The sequence below is a fragment of the Pseudomonas fluorescens genome, assembly GCF_902497745.1.
Taxonomy (GTDB): domain Bacteria; phylum Pseudomonadota; class Gammaproteobacteria; order Pseudomonadales; family Pseudomonadaceae; genus Aquipseudomonas; species Aquipseudomonas fluorescens_BM.
Window position 1 is genome coordinate 79155 of sequence record NZ_CABVHJ010000024.1, and the last position, 16441, is coordinate 95595.

General features: G+C 61.0%; 15 protein-coding genes. 5 read left to right on the forward strand and 10 right to left on the reverse strand.

The genetic code is table 11. From position 1 onward, the window contains the following. Window positions 1-48 precede the first annotated feature (48 nt). Complete coding sequence (locus tag F8N44_RS27500) at window positions 49-1218, forward strand: DUF1624 domain-containing protein (RefSeq protein WP_150652525.1); 1170 nt, start codon at window positions 49-51, stop codon at window positions 1216-1218. A 4-nt stretch (window positions 1219-1222) separates the two neighbouring features. Here the strand turns inward: F8N44_RS27500 and F8N44_RS27505 are convergent, their stop codons facing one another. Then, window positions 1223-2113 (reverse strand): LysR family transcriptional regulator, encoded by an 891-nt coding sequence (locus F8N44_RS27505; RefSeq protein WP_150652526.1) that lies wholly within the window; start codon window positions 2111-2113, stop codon window positions 1223-1225. Between the two features lie 202 nt (window positions 2114-2315). On the opposite strand from F8N44_RS27505, the gene F8N44_RS27510 reads away from it, so the two are divergent. Next, complete coding sequence (locus tag F8N44_RS27510; RefSeq protein ID WP_150652527.1) at window positions 2316-3860, forward strand: MFS transporter; 1545 nt, start codon at window positions 2316-2318, stop codon at window positions 3858-3860. A gap of 248 nt (window positions 3861-4108) precedes the next feature. On the opposite strand, the gene F8N44_RS27515 is transcribed toward F8N44_RS27510, so the two are convergent. Continuing rightward, window positions 4109-5500, reverse strand: coding sequence for an aldehyde dehydrogenase family protein (locus tag F8N44_RS27515; protein ID WP_150652528.1), 1392 nt, complete (start codon window positions 5498-5500; stop codon window positions 4109-4111). 103 nt (window positions 5501-5603) lie between these two features. Between F8N44_RS27515 and ptrR the strand changes: the two genes are divergently transcribed. After that, window positions 5604-6482, forward strand: coding sequence for a putrescine utilization regulator PtrR (ptrR, locus tag F8N44_RS27520; RefSeq protein WP_150652545.1), 879 nt, complete (start codon window positions 5604-5606; stop codon window positions 6480-6482). Window positions 6483-6509: 27 nt separating this feature from the next. On the opposite strand, the gene F8N44_RS27525 is transcribed toward ptrR, so the two are convergent. Continuing rightward, a complete protein-coding gene (locus F8N44_RS27525; protein ID WP_150652529.1) occupies window positions 6510-8075 on the reverse strand; it encodes an aldehyde dehydrogenase (NADP(+)) in 1566 nt (521 codons plus the stop codon). Next, window positions 8072-8710, reverse strand: a complete 639-nt coding sequence (locus F8N44_RS27530) for an isochorismatase family cysteine hydrolase (protein ID WP_150652530.1) — start codon at window positions 8708-8710, stop codon at window positions 8072-8074. Before F8N44_RS27530 ends, F8N44_RS27525 begins: the two co-directional genes overlap by 4 nt. Window positions 8711-8808: 98 nt before the next feature. On the opposite strand from F8N44_RS27530, the gene F8N44_RS27535 reads away from it, so the two are divergent. Next, window positions 8809-9306, forward strand: a complete 498-nt coding sequence (locus F8N44_RS27535; protein WP_150652531.1) for a winged helix-turn-helix transcriptional regulator — start codon at window positions 8809-8811, stop codon at window positions 9304-9306. Between the two features lie 6 nt (window positions 9307-9312). Here the strand turns inward: F8N44_RS27535 and F8N44_RS27540 are convergent, their stop codons facing one another. Together F8N44_RS27540 and F8N44_RS27545 are read right to left on the reverse strand one after the other, a co-directional pair. Beyond that, window positions 9313-9936: a glutathione S-transferase family protein gene (locus F8N44_RS27540; RefSeq protein ID WP_150652532.1), complete on the reverse strand. Its 624-nt coding sequence runs from the start codon at window positions 9934-9936 to the stop codon at window positions 9313-9315. A gap of 100 nt (window positions 9937-10036) precedes the next feature. Next, window positions 10037-11452 carry a purine-cytosine permease family protein gene (locus tag F8N44_RS27545; protein WP_150652533.1) on the reverse strand — a complete coding sequence of 472 codons (1416 nt, stop codon included), beginning with the start codon at window positions 11450-11452 and terminating at the stop codon, window positions 10037-10039. A 235-nt stretch (window positions 11453-11687) separates the two neighbouring features. On the opposite strand from F8N44_RS27545, the gene F8N44_RS27550 reads away from it, so the two are divergent. Next, window positions 11688-12599: a LysR family transcriptional regulator gene (locus tag F8N44_RS27550; RefSeq protein WP_150652534.1), complete on the forward strand. Its 912-nt coding sequence runs from the start codon at window positions 11688-11690 to the stop codon at window positions 12597-12599. A gap of 18 nt (window positions 12600-12617) precedes the next feature. Here F8N44_RS27550 and argE read toward each other — a convergent pair whose 3' ends face one another. The 4 genes from argE to F8N44_RS27570 all read right to left on the reverse strand — a co-directional run bounded on the left by argE (window position 12618) and on the right by F8N44_RS27570 (window position 16354). Then, window positions 12618-13766: an acetylornithine deacetylase gene (argE, locus tag F8N44_RS27555; RefSeq protein WP_150652535.1), complete on the reverse strand. Its 1149-nt coding sequence runs from the start codon at window positions 13764-13766 to the stop codon at window positions 12618-12620. Beyond that, entirely contained in the window at window positions 13763-14440 is a 678-nt protein-coding gene (locus F8N44_RS27560; protein WP_150652536.1) for a DUF1028 domain-containing protein, read from the reverse strand. Before F8N44_RS27560 ends, argE begins: the two co-directional genes overlap by 4 nt. Before the next feature lie 120 nt (window positions 14441-14560). Beyond that, window positions 14561-14977, reverse strand: coding sequence for a RidA family protein (locus tag F8N44_RS27565; protein ID WP_127926852.1), 417 nt, complete (start codon window positions 14975-14977; stop codon window positions 14561-14563). 57 nt (window positions 14978-15034) lie between these two features. Beyond that, window positions 15035-16354, reverse strand: a complete 1320-nt coding sequence (locus F8N44_RS27570) for a flavin-containing monooxygenase (RefSeq protein ID WP_150652537.1) — start codon at window positions 16352-16354, stop codon at window positions 15035-15037. Window positions 16355-16441: the final 87 nt, after the last annotated feature.

Here is a 16441-nt window from a genome sequence, read left to right on the forward strand (position 1 = left end):
GTGCCCCTTGCAGGCATCTGCTGTTATCCCTTCGATTGCGAAACGCTCATGACGATTGTGCTTCCTCGTTCTGCCCCGTTGGCCACTGGCCGGCTGCTGTCCATCGATGCCCTCAGAGGCCTGGTGATTCTGTTCATGCTGCTGGACCACGTGCGCGAAACCTTTTTGCTGCATCGCCAAGTCAGCGACCCGATGGACATTGCCAGCACCGAGCCAGCGCTGTTTTTCAGCCGCACGTGGGCGCATCTGTGTGCGCCGGTGTTTGTGCTGCTGACCGGATTATCGGCGTGGTTGTTTGGCGAAAAGTACGCGGGCAAGTCTGATGTCAGTGCGTTTCTGTTCAAGCGTGGTCTGTTTCTGGTGCTGCTGGAGTTCACCTTGGTGAACTTCGCGTGGACCTTCCAGCTGCCGCCGAGCGTGATTTATCTGCAAGTGATCTGGGCGATCGGTTTGAGCATGATCGCCTTGTCGCTGCTGGTGTGGCTGCCGCGCTGGCTGTTGCTGACGTTGAGCCTGATGATCATCGCCGGCCACAACCTGCTCGACGCGGTGCACTTTCCGGTGGAGTCGGCGCTGCATGTGCCGTGGGCGATTTTGCATGATCGCGGCTGGATCGAAGTTAGCGACAACCTTCGTCTGCGCACTTCCTATCCGTTGTTGCCATGGATCGGTGTAATCGGTCTGGGTTATGCGCTGGGGCCGTGGTTTGCTCGCGGCGTTGAAGCGGGTTTGCGTCAGTGGCAACTGCTGATCGCGGGTAGCGCCGGGCTGCTGGGTTTTGTCGGGCTGCGGCTGATCAATGGCTATGGCGAAAAACCGTGGGCCGTGGGCGATACGTCGGTGCAAACCCTGATGAGTTTTTTCAACATCACCAAGTACCCGCCGTCGTTGCTGTTTATCGCGCTGACCGTGAGCGTCGGGCTGTTGCTGCTACTGGCCTTCGAGCGTGTGCAGGGCCGTCGCTGGATTCGCTGGCTGACCGTGTTCGGTTCGGCGCCGATGTTTTTCTATCTGCTGCATTTGTACGCGTTGAAGCTGTTGTACCTGATCGGCGTGGCCCTGTTCGGGCTGAATCAGGGCAGCTATTTCGGCTTCTCGTCAGTGGCGGCGATCTGGCTGGCGGCAGCGCTTCTGTCGATTGCGCTGTACCCGGCCGTACGCTGGTTCTCGGCATTGAAGGCGCGTCGTCGCGACATTGCCTGGCTGAAGTATTTGTAAGCGCCTAACGCCGGTTGCGCACAAAGTCGACAAAGGCTTTGAGCGGGGCCGGCACATGGCGCCGGCTCGGGTAGTACAGGTGCAGGCCCGGATAGAACGGGCACCAGTCTGCCAGCACTTGCACCAGACGCTCGCTGGCGAGGTGTTCGCTGACCATGTCTTCGAACACATAGGCCAAGCCCAGCCCCTGCAGCGCGGGGCCGACCATCAGGCTGACATCGCCGAGGGTCAGCGGGCCGTTGACTTCGATTTCCTGGGCAATGCCGCCGCGCTCGAACTCCCAGCGATACATCGAACCACTGGGGTAGCGGTGACGGATGCACGGCAGTCCGTGCAGGTCCTCGGGCTTTTGCGGTGCCGCGTGGCGCTCGAAAAATGCCGGTGAACCGACCACCACCGAGCGCATCGTCGGGCCGATCGGCAGAGACACCATGTCGGCCTCCAGGCGATCGCCGAAGCGCACGCCGGCATCAAAGCCGCCCGCGACAATATCCAGCAGCGCATCGCTCTCGACCACTTCCAGGCGAATGTCCGGATAAACCTGCAAAAACTCGCTGGCAATCGGCAGCAGCACCAGCTCACAGGCTTGCCGCCCGCAGGTGATGCGCAGGTTGCCTGAGGGTTTGTCGCGGAAATGGTTGAGGTCTTCCAGCGCATCGTCAATATCACGGAACGCCGGTTTCAACCGTGCATACAGACGCTCGCCAGCCTCGGTCAGTGCCACGCTGCGGGTGGTGCGATTGAACAGGCGCACGCCGAGGCGGTTTTCCAGCGCCTTCACCGAATGGCTCAGGGCGGAGGGCGTCAGACCGAGTTCGATGGCGGCTTTGCTGAAGTTCAGGCACTGCGCGGTGCAGAGGAAAACGCTGAGATCCGCCGCCGAAGGTGATTTCATCTGTGAATGCCTTTCACAAAGTCATGCAAAATTGTTGGGATTATCGCATCAGTAGCACGGCTTTAAAGTCGCATCAACTTCGACCAGGTTTGAGGCCGCTCGCTGTCATTTTCATCGTCTGCAAACTTCGGTGGATTTTTTCCGGTTTTTCACGCCTTATTCGCTGCGCAGTGCAGCTTTTTGATTCTCAAAGGATGGAATGATGAACGCTATGACTCAGCCGCACGGAGCGCGCGACAAGTTGCTCATACTGGCGGCCGTTTGCCTCTCGGCACTGGTCCTGCCGTTAAGTTTTACTGGCGGCGCGGTAGCGACACCGGCCATCGGCCGCGACTTGGGCGGCAGTCCGGTGGCGCTGACCTGGATCACCAACGCATTCATGTTGACGTTCGGCAGTTTGCTGATGGCCGCCGGCGCATTGGCTGATGTGTATGGACGCAAACGCCTGTTCACCTTTGGCATGTTGCTGTTTACCGCCGCCTCGATCGCGCAGAGCCTGGCGCCTTCGGTGTTCTGGCTGGATGTGTTGCGGGCCGTTCAAGGTGTGGCGGGGGCAGCGGCGCTGGCCAGCGGTTCGGCGGCGTTGGCTCAAGAGTTCGAAGGCCATGCCCGGACCCGGGCGTATAGCGTGCTCGGCACGACGTTCGGTATTGGTCTGGCATTCGGGCCGTTGGTGGCGGGTGCGCTGATCGAGGCCTTCAACTGGCGGGCGATTTTTGTCTTTACCGCGTTGATTGGAATCATCGCGTTGGTTTTCGGGGTGCCGCGCATGCGCGAAACCCGCGACCCCGATGCCAAAGGGCTGGACTGGCCGGGTACGCTGCTGTTCAGCGCAATGCTGGCGCTGTTCACGTTTGGCCTGATCCAGGCACCGGACAGTGGTTGGGACAGTCCGCTGGTGATCGGTTTGCTGGGCGCTTCGGCCGTGTTGCTGGCAGCTTTTGTGGTCGTCGAAATGCGTGTCGAACGGCCGATGCTCGATCTGACCCTGTTCCGTTATCCGCGATTCATTGGCGTGCAGATGCTGCCGATCGGCACCTGTTTTTGCTACATCGTACTGGTGGTGATGTTGCCGCTGCGCTTCATCGGCGTTGAGGGTCTGAGCGAGATCGACGCCGGTCTGCTGTTGCTGGCGTTGTCGGCACCGATGCTGGTGGTGCCGATGCTAGCCGCATCGATGGCGCGCTTCGTTTCCGCCGGTATCTTGTCCGGTGCAGGCTTCCTGATTGCCGCTGTGGGCCTGCATTGGCTGAGCCTGTACAACGTCGGTGAGGCGAAATTTGCGCTGGTGGTGCCGATGCTGCTGATCGGTATTGGCGCCGGTTTGCCGTGGGGGCTGATGGATGGTTTGTCGGTCAGTGTCGTGCCGAAAGAGCGCGCCGGCATGGCAGCGGGCATCTTCAGCACCGTGCGCGTGGCGGGTGAGGGCATTGCCCTGGCGATTGTCGCGGCAGTGCTGGCGTCATTGCTGCAAGCTGATCTGTCGAATGCGGTGCACGCGGTGACGGGTAGCACTGAGGCCTCGTTGATTGCCGAGACCGCGCACCGGGTGACCACCGGCGATATGGCGCATGCAATCAACACCGTTCCAGGGCTGGCCAACGAACGTTTAGTGCAAGGTTATGCGTCGGCGTTTCAGTATCTGCTGCACATCCTGACGGTCATCACGCTGGTGTCGGCGACGGGGGTACTGGGATTGTTAAGCAAGGATCGCAGCGTCGCGGAGCCGCAACAGGCTGCCGCATAAACCCAATGTGGGAGCGAGCCTGCTCGCGAAAGCGATGTGTCAGCAACTGATGTGTTGGATGACATTGCCTCTTCGCGAGCAGGCTCGCTCCCACTTTGGATTGTGCCAAGCCACCTGTTTTCAATCTGTCCGCGAATCCCTGTGGGAGCGAGCCTGCTCGCGAAAGCGATGTGTCAGCAACTGATGTGTTGGCTGACATTGCCTCATCGCGAGCAGGCTCACTCGCACAGGGTTTTGTGGTGTGTGGATTATTTGCGATCCAGCCACACAGTCTGGGCGTTGCAGAACTCGCGTACGCCGAAGTGCGACAGTTCACGACCGAAACCACTCTTCTTCACGCCGCCAAAGGTCACGCGCGGGTCGCTGGCGGAGTAGCCGTTGATGAATACGCCGCCGGTATCCAGTTCGCTGGTTAGTTGCTGAGCCAGTGCCACGTTGGCGGTGTAGATCGTTGCCGTCAGGCCGAACTCGCTGTCGTTGGCCAAGGCCACGGCATGCGCGCAATCGCGGGCGGTGATGATCGACGCGACCGGGCCGAACAGTTCCTGTTTGAACGAGGTCATGCGGTCGGTGACATCGGCCAGCACGGTCGGCTCGTAGTAGTTGCCCGGGCCTTCGGACTTGCCGCCGCCGAGCAGCAGGGTGGCGCCTTCTTCCAGGGTGTCACGCACTTGCTGGTCGAGCTCGTCACGCAGATCGAAACGCGCCATTGGACCGATGTAAGTTTCGGCGGATAGCGGATCACCCACCTTTAACTTGCGCGTGGCTTCGACGAACTTGCGGGTGAATTTTTCGACCACGCCTTCTTCGATGATCAGACGTTTGGCTGCCGCGCAGACCTGACCGGAGTTCTGGTAGCGACCGATGACCGCGGCTTGCACGGCTTCGTCGATATCAGCATCGTTGAGCACGATAAACGGATCGGAACCGCCCAGTTCCAGCACGCATTTCTTCAGCGCAGCACCGGCCTGAGCGCCGATGGCCATGCCGGCACGGACACTGCCGGTCAGGGTCACGGCGGCGATGCGTTGGTCAGCGATGGCGGTGGAAACACCTTCCGGAGTGACGTTGATCACTTCAAATACGCCATCGGCGAAACCGGCGCGGGTAAAGGCGTCGCGCAGCAGGTAGGCGCTGCCCATCACGTTCGGCGCGTGCTTGAGCACGTAGGTGTTGCCGGCGATCAGCGCCGGAACGGCACCGCGCAATACCTGCCAGATCGGGAAGTTCCACGGCATCACCGCGAGAATCGAGCCGAGCGGACGGTACTCGATGCGCGCCTTGCCACCTTCAACCTGCGTCGGCTCAGCGTCGAGCATCGCCGGGCCGTGTTCGGCGTACCACTCGCAGAGCTTGGCGCATTTCTCGATTTCGCCGCGAGCCTGGGCGATTGGCTTACCCATTTCCAGGGTGATCATGGTGGCCATGGCCTCGCTGGTTTCACGCAACGCGCCAGCGAGGGCGGTCAGCAAACGCGAGCGATCTTGCAGCGGCTTGCGCTTCCACTTGCCAAAGCCATAGGCCGCGCGGGTCAGCGCGGCGTCGAGGGCAGCGGCGGATTCAAACGCGTAATGACCGATCTGCTCGCCAGTGGCGGGGTTGATCGAGATGGCGTGGGTCTGGCTGGAAATCTGGCTCATGGCGTCGTCCTGCAGGTTCGTCGGATGGACCTAGAGTAGGGTGGTGTTTGTTTTCTGGAAACTGAATAATAAAGATCGTTTCTTTCACGATTGGAGAATGACTGTGGATCTGGTGCAGCTGGAAATCTTCAAAGCCGTTGCCGAACACGGCAGCATCAGCGCCGCCGCCGCGCAGATCCATCGCGTGCCGTCGAACCTGACTACGCGGATCAAGCAGCTTGAGCAGGATCTCGGTGTTGATCTGTTTATCCGCGAGAAAAGCCGTCTGCGTTTGTCCCCGGCCGGGTGGAGTTTTCTTGAGTACGCGCGACGGATTCTCGACCTGGTGCAGGAGGCTCGGGCGACGGTGGCGGGGGAGGAACCGCAGGGCGCGTTTCCATTGGGTTCGCTGGAAAGTACAGCCGCGGTGCGCATTCCCGAATTGCTCGCGGCGTACAATCAACTGCACCCGAAAGTCGACCTCGACCTGTCCACCGGGCCGTCCGGCACGATGATCGATGGCGTGCTGTCCGGGCGCCTCGCCGCAGCGTTTGTCGACGGCCCGGTGTTGCATCCGACCCTGGAAGGCGTGCCGGCGTTCGAGGAAGAAATGGTCATCATCGCCCCGATCAATCACGCGCCCGTCCAGCGCGCGGCGGACGTAAATGGCGAGAATATTTACGCCTTCCGTTCCAACTGCTCCTACCGTCACCACTTTGAAAAATGGTTCAGTACCGACGCTGCCGTGCCGGGCAAGATCTTCGAAATGGAGTCGTACCACGGCATGCTCGCCTGTGTCAGCGCGGGCGCCGGGTTAGCCCTGATGCCGCGCAAAATGCTGCAGAGCATGCCCGGCAGCGCCACCGTCAGTGTCTGGCCATTGGCGGCGGATTTTCGTTACCTGACCACCTGGCTGGTGTGGCGACGGGGCACGGTATCGCGCAGTTTGAGCATGTTTGTGCGGTTGCTTGAAGAGCGCGGAGTGGTGCGCGCAGATGCATGATCGCGTCTGTCGCGCACTGGGTCACCGTTATTGCCCGTCGATGCTGCGCGGCACATTCAGCGGATTGGCTTCACGCAGCGCCTCTGGCAACAACTCATCCGGAAAACCCTGATACGCCACCGGCCGCAGGAATCGCTCGATTGACGTCATGCCGACCGAGGTGAAACGGCTGTCCGACGTCGCCGGAAACGGCCCGCCGTGCACCGTGGCGTACGTCACTTCCTGTGGATGCGCGAAGGCGTTGACCACGATGCGTCCGGTGCGGCGTTCGAGGATCGGCAGCAGGCGCCGCGCCAATTCGAGGTCGGCATCTTCAAGGTGAATGGCCGCGCTGAGCTGTCCCCTGAACGAGCGGGCGACCGCCAGCAGCTCCTCGGCATCACTGACCGCCACCAGCAGCGCCGACGGGCCGAACACTTCATGGGCCAGCGTCGGTTCGTTGAGCAATTGGTCTCCCTCGACTTCCAGCAAGCTCGCACGCCCGGCGAATGTGGCATCGGCCGGATTGCCCACGGCGATCACCTGCGCCCCGGCGCTTTCAATCGCCACCAGACCCTTGACGTAGGCGCCATGAATCCCGGGTGTCAGCATCGTCCGCGCCGGGGCCTCGCTGACCCGTTTGCCCATGGCGTCGCGCAGTTCATCAAACCCCGCACCGCGAATGGCGATCAGGATCGATGGGCACAAGCAGGCCTGACCGACGTTGACCAGCATCCGTTCGATAAAGCCGTCACCGATCTCGGCGCCGCGAGCCGCCATGGCCTCGGGCAGGATGAAGGTCGGGTTGACGCTGGTCATTTCGGTGAACACCGGGATTGGCTCGGGGCGCAGTTGCGCACGGCGATACAGCGCCATGCCACCCGGTTCGGAGCCGGTGAAGGTCACAGCCTTGATCAACGGATGATCGACCAGCGCTTCGCCAATGGCATTGCCGCCACCACGCACCATCGAGAAAACACCTTCAGGCAAGCCATGCGCCTGCACGGCTTTACGAATGGCCCGCGCCTGGATTTCCGAAGCGCCGGGATGCGCGTTGTGCGCCTTGAGAATCACCGGCGCCCCGGCCGCCAATGCCGACGCGGTATCGCCGCCCGCCACCGAATAGGCAATCGGGAAGTTGCTCGCGCCGAAAATCGCCACCGGGCCGATGGCGATTTTTTGCAGGCGATGATCCATCCGTGGCCGTGGCTGACGCTCGGGTTGGGCCGGGTCGATGGCCAGGTGCAGAAAGCGGCCCCGGCGCACCACCTCGGCGAATTGGCGGAACTGGGTCGCGGCTCGCAAAGCTTCGCCCTCAAGCTGAGCTTCGGGCAGTCCGGTTTCCAGTGCCGCGCGTGCGGCCAAGTCGCTGCGTACTTCATCGAGGTTGTCAGCGATGCTCTCGAGAAACGCGGCACGCTCGGCCAGCGAGGTGTGGCTGTAGCGGTCGAATGCCGTGTCGGCGAGAGTGACTGCCTGATCAACCTGTGCCGCACCGCCGAAAGCGAAGTCCGGTTCGATCAGTTGATCAGTCGCCGGGTTCAGCGCTTTCATCGTGCCTTCGGTGGCGGCGACATCCGCCGCGCCAATCAGCAAATGGCCGGTCAGACTCATTGCGCTTCACCCTGTGATTTGAGGTTGGCAATCAGTTCGTCCGTGCTGGCAATCACGTGAGCGAACGTCGGGCCGTTCAGTTCGTGGGCGGCGTGCATCATTTCCGCTTTGAAGGCTGCTGTCGCATCGCGGACCAGAGTGACGTGGTAGCCCAGTTCCGCGGCATAGCGCGCGGTGGCTTCGATGCAGGTATTGGCCAGCAGACCGACGATGATCACGTGGGTGACGCCTTGCTGCTTCAGGCGAAAATCCAGGTCGGTGTTGGCGAAACCACTGGAACCCCAGTGTTCCTGAACCACGATGTCGCCGTCCTTCGGCGCAAAATCCGGGTGCCATTCGCCGCCCCATTCGCCCCGGGCAAAATGATGCATGTGCATGATTTTGCATTGGGTCGGGGTCGGGTGATCCCAGTTTTCGTAGTCGCCTTTTTCCCAGCGGTGATGCGGTACGATGACCACCGGAATTTTCAGGTCGCGCACCGTTTGGTCGAGTTTGCGCAGGTTGTCCAGCAGGCCGTTCTGCTCGGCCATGGGTTTGATCAAAGGGAAAATCTTGCCGCCGTCCGACAGAAAATCGTTGTACGGATCGACCAACAGATAGGCGATTCTGTCCAGCGGATAGGGGGTATTCGACATGGCTGCATGCTCCGGCAATGAGATTATCGGTGCACGGGGCTTGTCCCGGCATCGTGTAGATATGATAATCATAGTAACTGTGAAAGAGGCAAGCCCTGATGGCAGTAAACGATAGTCTTCCTGACACGCTGTGCCCGATATCCCGGGCCGAGACGATTGTCGGCGACCGTTGGACAGTGCTGGTTTTACGCGAGTTGTTCATGGCCAATCATCGCTATGACGAGATCCAGGCGCAGACCGGCGGTACGCCGCAAATGGTCGCCGCGCGTCTGAAATGTCTGGAAGCGGATGGGCTGGTCGAACGCCGCTTGTACAACGAACGACCGAAACGCTATGAGTATCACCTCACGGAAAAAGGTGAGGCGTTCTACCCGGTGATCATTGCGTTGCGGGCGTGGGGAGAAACCTGGTGCAAAACACCGGAAGAGGGGCTGGCAGTGAACATGACCCACAAAACCTGCAACCACAGCGCCGGCCTCGGGCCGCTGTGCGAACACTGCGGCGAACCATTGCGTCGACAAGATTTGATCAGCCAGCCACAAGCAGCCTACGCCGCTGAACGACAGGCGCGGCGTGAGGCGTTCAAAGGCAAATAACCTCGATCACGGCGTGCCGTTGCGACCGTGCAGCAAGTAGCCTGGGCGCAGGCTCAAACGTTCGTAATAGGCTTTCACCGCGGCAAAATCCGGGTGAGCCAGCGGCGTTTCGAACCAGCGGTTCACCGACAGTCCGATGGGTATGTCCGCGAGGGAAAACTGTTCGCCGCTGACGTAGGCGCCGGTCTTTTCCAATTGTCGGTCGAGGATGGCCATGGTCTTCGACCATTGCTCAATGCCGTTCGCCAGCGCGGCATTGTCCTGATAGTCGGGCGACTGGCGCACCAGCGACAAAAACGCGTACGACCACGAGCGATTCAGCTCCGACGCCTGCCAATCAATCCACTGATCCACCCGCGCCCGAGCCATCGGCTCCGTCGGATAAAACTGCGCGCCGTCGTAGCGCGATACCAGATAACGAATGATCGTGTTCGACTCCCACAACGTGAAATCACCGTCCTGAATCACCGGCACCATGGCGCAGGGATTCAACGCCAGGAACTCAGGCGTGTCTGTCGACTTGAACCCCGAACCCCAATCTTCACGGGTGAAGGGAATCTGCAATTCAGCGCACGTCCATAGCACTTTGCGCACGTTGATCGATGAGGCTTTACCGAGTATTCGCAGCACTGGATGTCCCTTTCCCAATAATCATCAGGCGTAAAGAAATACCACACCGCAACGGAGAAGGCCCGCACTTGGCGGGCCTTCCATTCTTAACCAATCAATCTCAGAGGCTGCCCGCCAGTTTGCCGCCCATCATCCGCCGACGATAGGACGTATCCCGATTCGCCAGCCAGAAATACAACGGCGAGGTCACCAGCAAGCCCACCAGCCACGACAGATCCGCGCCATTGATGTGCGCCGACACCGGGCCGACGTACAGCGGCGTGTTCATGAACGGGATCTGCACGGCGATGCCGATCGCGTAGGCCAGCAGCGCCTGCGGGTTGTAGCGCCCGTAGATGCCGCCGTCGACCTGGAAGATCGACTGGATATCGTACTGGCCTTTGTGGATCGCATAGAAGTCGATCAGGTTGATCGCCGTCCACGGCACCAGCACCACCAGCAACACCAGCACCATGTCGACGAAGTGGCCGATGAAGTCTTTCGAGGCGCCGACGGCGGCAAAGCAGCAGGCCAGCAAGACGATGATCGAGATCACCGCGCGGCTCTTGGCGGTGGGGATCCAGCGGTAGGCGAAGGTTTGCACCAGAGTAATCAACGACAGCACCGCGCCGTAGAGGTTGAGGGCGTTGTGGCTGATTACGCTGAGCAGAAACAGCACCAGCATCAGCGGGCCAATCGAGCCGGTGGCGAGTTTGACCGCGTCCATGGTGTCCATGCCCACCGGTGTTGCCAGCACGGCAACGGCACCGAAGATGAACGCCAGACTCGAACCCAGCGCCGAACCCAGATAGGTGGTCCAGAAGGTCGAAGAAACCTTCACGTCGGCCGGCAAGTAACGCGAATAGTCGGACACGTAAGGTGCAAACGCGATCTGCCACAACGCCGCCAGCGACACGGTGGCCAGCCAGCCGGACAGGTTGAAGCTGCCACGGGTGAGGAAGTCGTCAGTCTGAATGTGAGTGAAGATGTAGCCGAAACCGACGACGATGCCGATCCCCAGCACCCAGGTGCCGATGCGATTGAGCACGTGAATGAAGCGGTAGCCGATGATGCCGATGATGCCCGAACCGAACGCACCGATGACGATGCCGACCGGCACGGGAACGCTGTCGACCACGCCATGCAATGACTTGCCGGCGAGCACGATGTTGGAGGCGAAAAAGCCGATGTACATGACGCCGGCAATCAACACCACCAGCAATGCACCGAGGGAGCCGAACTGCGCGCGGCTCTGGATCATTTGCGGGATGCCCATCTGCGGGCCTTGTGCCGAGTGCAGCGCCATCAGCACGCCGCCGACCAGATGGCCGACGAGAATCGCGACGATGCCCCAGAGCAGATTCAAGTGAAACAACTGCACGCCCAGCGCACCGGTGACGATGGGCAACGGCGCGATGTTGCCGCCGAACCAGAGCGTGAACAGATCCCTGACCTTTCCGTGGCGATCTTCGGGGGGCACGTATCCTATCGTGTGTTTTTCAATCAGCGGAGCGGAGGATGCTGCAGGGGTAGCCATGACGAACTCCAAGGCAAGGATGAGTACGTGGACGTACTTCGGCAAGCGCCGGCACGGGCGGCGCATTTCTTGTTGAAGTGATCATGTGCAAAGCGTCGGGATAGATAAATTAGTAAGTTTGTTGCTTCAGACCTTAAAAAAAATATGCTTCGGATGGCGCGGGCGTCCGGTATGTTCAAACCTGATCGTGCGCCAGGGAAACAGGGCGAACACCCGCGCTCTTTGGGAGACTCACATGGCCGCCTACAACCTGCGCCAGCTCAAGTACTTCGTCACCACCGCCGACTGCGGCAGCGTTGCCGAGGCCTCGCGCAAGCTCTACATCGCGCAACCGTCGGTATCGACCGCGATCAAACATCTGGAAGAAAGCTTTGGGGTGCAGTTATTTATCCGCCATCACGCCCAAGGGGTTTCGCTGACGCCCAGTGGTTCGCGCTTCTATCGCAAGGCGCTGGAGCTTTTGCGGGTGGCTCACGAGTTCGAGCAGAACGCGCTGGCCGACAATGATGTGGTCGCGGGGCAGATCGATGTCGGCTGTTTCGAAACCGTCGCGCCGCTCTATCTGCCGCGCCTGATCGCCGGGTTCAAGGCGCGTTGGCCGGGGGTGGAAATCCGCATTCGCGACGGTGAGCAACAGGAGTTGGTGCAAGCGCTGACCGCCGGTAGCATCGACGTGGCAATGATGTTCGAACACGATCTGGACAGCACCATCGAAACCGCGCCGCTGATGCCGCCGCAACAGCCTTATGCGTTGTTGCCGGCCAGCCATCGCTTCGCGCAACAGGCGAAAGTTTCGCTGCATGATCTGGTGCTGGAACCGATGATCCTGCTCGATGTAGTGCCGAGCCGCACCTATTTCGTGAGCATCTTCGAAGAGCGCGGGCTGACGCCGAATATCGTCTTCAGCTCACCGTCGATCGAAATGGTGCGTGGCATGGTCGGCAACGGTTTCGGCTTTTCGATTCTGGTGACCAAACCGTTCAGCGACTACACCTACGACGGTCAGCAAGTCGTCTGTGTGCCGCTGGCGGAAAACGTCACCGGATCGGGATTGTCCGCAGCCTGGTTGCGTCGTGTGCAACTGACCAAACCGGTGCAGTTGTTTGTCGATCATTGCCGCGAAGAGTTGGCCCGACTGCACCCGTGAGTGCCGTCGGGCCGATAGTCAGAGGCTGATAAACGCCAGCATTCGTTGCAGCATGGCATCGCAGGCTTGCAGTTGATCGAGGCTGACAAACTCATCGGGTTTATGGCCCTGGTCCATGCTGCCGGGACCGCAGACCACTGTGGGAATGCCCACCGCATCAAACAACCCGCCTTCAGTGCCGAACGCCACGGTGCCGAAATCCTTCGAGCCGCAAAAAGCCGAAATCAACTCGGCTGCCTGACTCTGCGCATCTGTGGCCAGCCCCGGATACGCCGACAAGGCGCTGAAGCGGATTTCACTCTGCGCACTGACCGCACGCATACGCGGCAGTACTTCGCGCTCGGCGTAGGCTTTCAGTGCCTCGGCAACCAGCGCCGGATCCTGCGAGGGCAGGGCGCGGATTTCGAAATCGAAGCGGCAATCGGCCGGGACGATGTTCAAGGCCTTGCCGCCGCTGATCACACCGGTCTGCACCGTGCTGTAAGGCGGATCGAAGCGCGCATCGCGTTGCTCCGGCGCTTTCAGCTGCTGGCCGAGGCGGCCCAGTTCGCCGATCAGTTCGGCGGCGTATTCAATCGCATTGACTCCAAGCGGCGCATAGGCCGAATGACAAGGGTGGCCGTGCACATCGCAGCGCATTGCCAGTTTGCCCTTGTGGCCGAGCACCGGTTTCAGCTCAGTCGGCTCGCCGATGATGCACAGCAACGGTTTGATCGGGCGTTGCTGCAAAACCTCAAGCAACGAGCGCACGCCGAGGCAGCCGACTTCTTCGTCATAGGACAAGGCAATGTGCACCGGCATGCGCAGCGGCATTTTAACCAGCGACGGCACCAGGGCCAGCACGCAGGCGATGTAGCCCTTCATGTCCGCCGTGCCACGGCCGTACAGTTTGCCGTCGCGCTCGGTCAATTCGAACGGCGGCAGCGTCCACGGCTGACCGTCGACCGGCACCACATCGGTGTGCCCGGACAGCACGATGCCCGGTTGATCCACCGGGCCGATCGTGGCGAACAGGTTGGCTTTGCTGCGCTCATCGTTGTAGATCAGCGCGCACGGTACGTCGAAACCTTCGAGGTAATCGCGAACGAATTCGATCAGTTGCAAGTTGGATTCACGGCTGGTGGTATCGAACCCCACCAGCGCCTTAAGCAACTCGACGCTATTCATCGGTCATCACCGGCCACCCCATAACCCGGCGCCTTGGCCGGATCGAGGGCGCGGTCGATGTAGTCCTGAAGCTGCGGCTCGTAAGCGTCCCAGAGTTTTTGCAACTGGCCGATCGGGTCTTCATCAGCCCAGTCGACGCGCAGGTTGACGATCGGCCAGGTCTGCTCGCCGACCACCACGACAGCGGCCGAATGCACCGGGCCGGCTTCGCCACCGAGCGCTTGTGCAGCGTGCAGGGCCTTGAGCAAACGATCGGCGAGTTGACCTTCACCCTCCTCAAAGGCGCTGACCATGGCTTCGATCACCGAACGCCCGGCAAGCATGTTGCCGGCGGCAACGCACTGTTCACCGCTGACGGCGTTGTGCACGCCGAGGGTTTGCGCACCGCTGAAATGCGCGGTCTGGCCGAGGTGGTTGATCGCCGTGATCTGGCGGTACTGGCTGTAGCCGTTGCGGGTGAGGACTTTATCCAGCGCATCATCGGGGGCCAGGCCTTGCTCCATCAGCGCAAGGACTTCCGGGCCGAGGGAGGGCAGGGTGATGTTCTGGCTCGACACCGCGCCAACGCCTGGCAGCAGCCACGGGCAACGGGCACCCACGGCGATGCTGGAGGAACTGATGGCGACCCCGAACTGGCCGGTTTCGGCGCAGCGGGCTGCGATTGAAAAGGTCATCTATTGAACTCCTTGTGTGTCTGGACTGGCCTCTTCGCGAGCAGGCTCGCTCCCACAATGAAATGCATTCCAAATGTGGGAGCGAGCTTGCTCGCGAAGGCCGCGACTCGGTGTGATGCCTTACTCAGGAATCACCGCAATCACATCAATCTCCATCAGCCACTGCGGCTGCCCCAGCGCCGACACCACCAGCCCGGTGGAAATCGGGAACACGCCCTTTAGCCACTTGCCGACTTCGCCATACACCGCCTCGCGGTAACGCGGGTCGATCAGGTAGGTGGTGGTTTTAACGATGTGGCTCATGTCGCTGCCGGCTTCTTCGAGCAGTTGCTTGACGTTACGCATGGCTTGTTCAGCCTGCGCACGCGGATCACCCAGACCGATCAGATTGCCGTCGAAATCGGTGCCGACCTGACCGCGCACATAAACGGTGTTGCCCGCGCGAACGGCCTGGCACAAATCGTTGTCCAGCGTCTGGTTCGGGTAGGTGTCTTTGGTGTTGAACATGCGGATGCGAGTGTGGGTTGGCTTGCTCATGTGCAGCTCCTGAAAGAGGGGTTGCCCGGCGCAATCGGCGCCGGAGCGAAAAGGACATCAAGCGTCGACAGTGTCAGCGGCCTTGTTGTGGGCGTTCGAATGCAGGGCGGCTTCACGCTGCTCGGCATCGCGGTAGTCCAGATATTTGCGCTGGGTGGCGATGTGATCGGCAACATGCTTGGCGTCGTGCCACACACCCCAGATAAACGACGAACCGCGACGCGACTGCCACGGCAAACCAAGGAAATACACGCCCGGCTCACTCGACACGCCGCGTTGGTGCACAGGCTTGCCCTTGTCATCGAACGCCGCGACCTGCAGCCACGAATAATCCACGGCAAACCCGGTGGCCCAGATGATCGAGGTCACGCCAGCCTTGGCCAGATCCAGATCGGCCAGCGGATTTTTCACGCACTCGGGATCCGGATAGGTTTCGCGTGCCTCCGGTTCTTCCGGCAGATCCAGCCCGTTGCGCTCGATGTAGGCATCGGCGGCGTCCAGCAGCGCCAGGTAGTTTTCGTCGCCGCGAGTGAGATTGCCGACGAGGTCCTGCTTAAAGGTCACCACGCCGTTATTGAACGACTCGGTAACGCCGACCAGGGTCATGCCGCGATGGGCCAGACCACGGAAATCAATGGTGCGACCGCCATGGGCGCCGCTGACCGCGATGGTCACGTGCTCGCGTCCCGGCTTCATCGCCGCTTGATCCCACTCGCCGAGCACACCCAGCCACCAGCAGAAATCACGGTTGCGATAGGCGCGAGGCGGGCGATCATGGGCGCCAACGGAGAGGTAAACCTGCTTGCCGGAGCGTTGCAGCTCATCGGCGATCTGCACGCCGGAAGAGCCGGCACCGACCACCAGCACGGCGCCCGCCGGCAATTGCTGCGGGTTGCGATAGTCAGCGGAATGGATCTGCAACAGACGTTCGTCTTGCGGGGCAATCGCCGGGATCACCGGTTTCTGAAACGGTCCGGTAGCGGCGACCACACGGTTGGCTTCGATCACACCTTCGGAGGTCTCGATCGTGAAACCCGGGCGTCCGACATTGCGCACCACGCTTTTCACTTCCACACCGGTGCGGATCGGCGCATTGAATTTCTTCGCGTAGGCTTCGAAATAGTCGGCCACGCGCTCTTTCGGGGCGAAACCGTCAGGGTCGACGTCATCGAATTCCAGGCCGGGAAAGCGGTCGTGCCACGCCGGGCCGTTGGCAACCAGCGAGTCCCAACGCCCGGTGCGCCAGCGTTCGGCAATGCGATTGCGCTCCAGCACCAGGTGCGGCACGCCGAGTTTGCTCAGGTGCTCGCTCATCGCCACGCCCGCTTGGCCGGCACCCACGATCAGCGTGTCTGTTTTTATTATTTCAGGGGTCATCTTTACATCCTTCCTAGCAAGGCAGTGGGATTCGGGCCGCTGTTGGCTTGTCCGTTTGGCTTGAGGTCAGACTAGGGAGAGGGGGGG

What these genes read in the sequence shown, in the direction of transcription:
- F8N44_RS27500 (WP_150652525.1), top strand. Translation starts at nt 49, where the DNA reads ATGACGATTGTGCTTCCTCGTTCTGCCCCGTTGGCCACTGGCCGGCTG.
- F8N44_RS27505 (WP_150652526.1), bottom strand. Translation starts at nt 2,113, where the DNA reads ATGAAATCACCTTCGGCGGCGGATCTCAGCGTTTTCCTCTGCACCGCG.
- F8N44_RS27510 (WP_150652527.1), top strand. Translation starts at nt 2,316, where the DNA reads ATGAACGCTATGACTCAGCCGCACGGAGCGCGCGACAAGTTGCTCATA.
- F8N44_RS27515 (WP_150652528.1), bottom strand. Translation starts at nt 5,500, where the DNA reads ATGAGCCAGATTTCCAGCCAGACCCACGCCATCTCGATCAACCCCGCC.
- F8N44_RS27525 (WP_150652529.1), bottom strand. Translation starts at nt 8,075, where the DNA reads ATGAGTCTGACCGGCCATTTGCTGATTGGCGCGGCGGATGTCGCCGCC.
- F8N44_RS27530 (WP_150652530.1), bottom strand. Translation starts at nt 8,710, where the DNA reads ATGTCGAATACCCCCTATCCGCTGGACAGAATCGCCTATCTGTTGGTC.
- F8N44_RS27535 (WP_150652531.1), top strand. Translation starts at nt 8,809, where the DNA reads ATGGCAGTAAACGATAGTCTTCCTGACACGCTGTGCCCGATATCCCGG.
- F8N44_RS27545 (WP_150652533.1), bottom strand. Translation starts at nt 11,452, where the DNA reads ATGGCTACCCCTGCAGCATCCTCCGCTCCGCTGATTGAAAAACACACG.
- F8N44_RS27550 (WP_150652534.1), top strand. Translation starts at nt 11,688, where the DNA reads ATGGCCGCCTACAACCTGCGCCAGCTCAAGTACTTCGTCACCACCGCC.
- argE (WP_150652535.1), bottom strand. Translation starts at nt 13,766, where the DNA reads ATGAATAGCGTCGAGTTGCTTAAGGCGCTGGTGGGGTTCGATACCACC.
- F8N44_RS27560 (WP_150652536.1), bottom strand. Translation starts at nt 14,440, where the DNA reads ATGACCTTTTCAATCGCAGCCCGCTGCGCCGAAACCGGCCAGTTCGGG.
- F8N44_RS27565 (WP_127926852.1), bottom strand. Translation starts at nt 14,977, where the DNA reads ATGAGCAAGCCAACCCACACTCGCATCCGCATGTTCAACACCAAAGAC.
- F8N44_RS27570 (WP_150652537.1), bottom strand. Translation starts at nt 16,354, where the DNA reads ATGACCCCTGAAATAATAAAAACAGACACGCTGATCGTGGGTGCCGGC.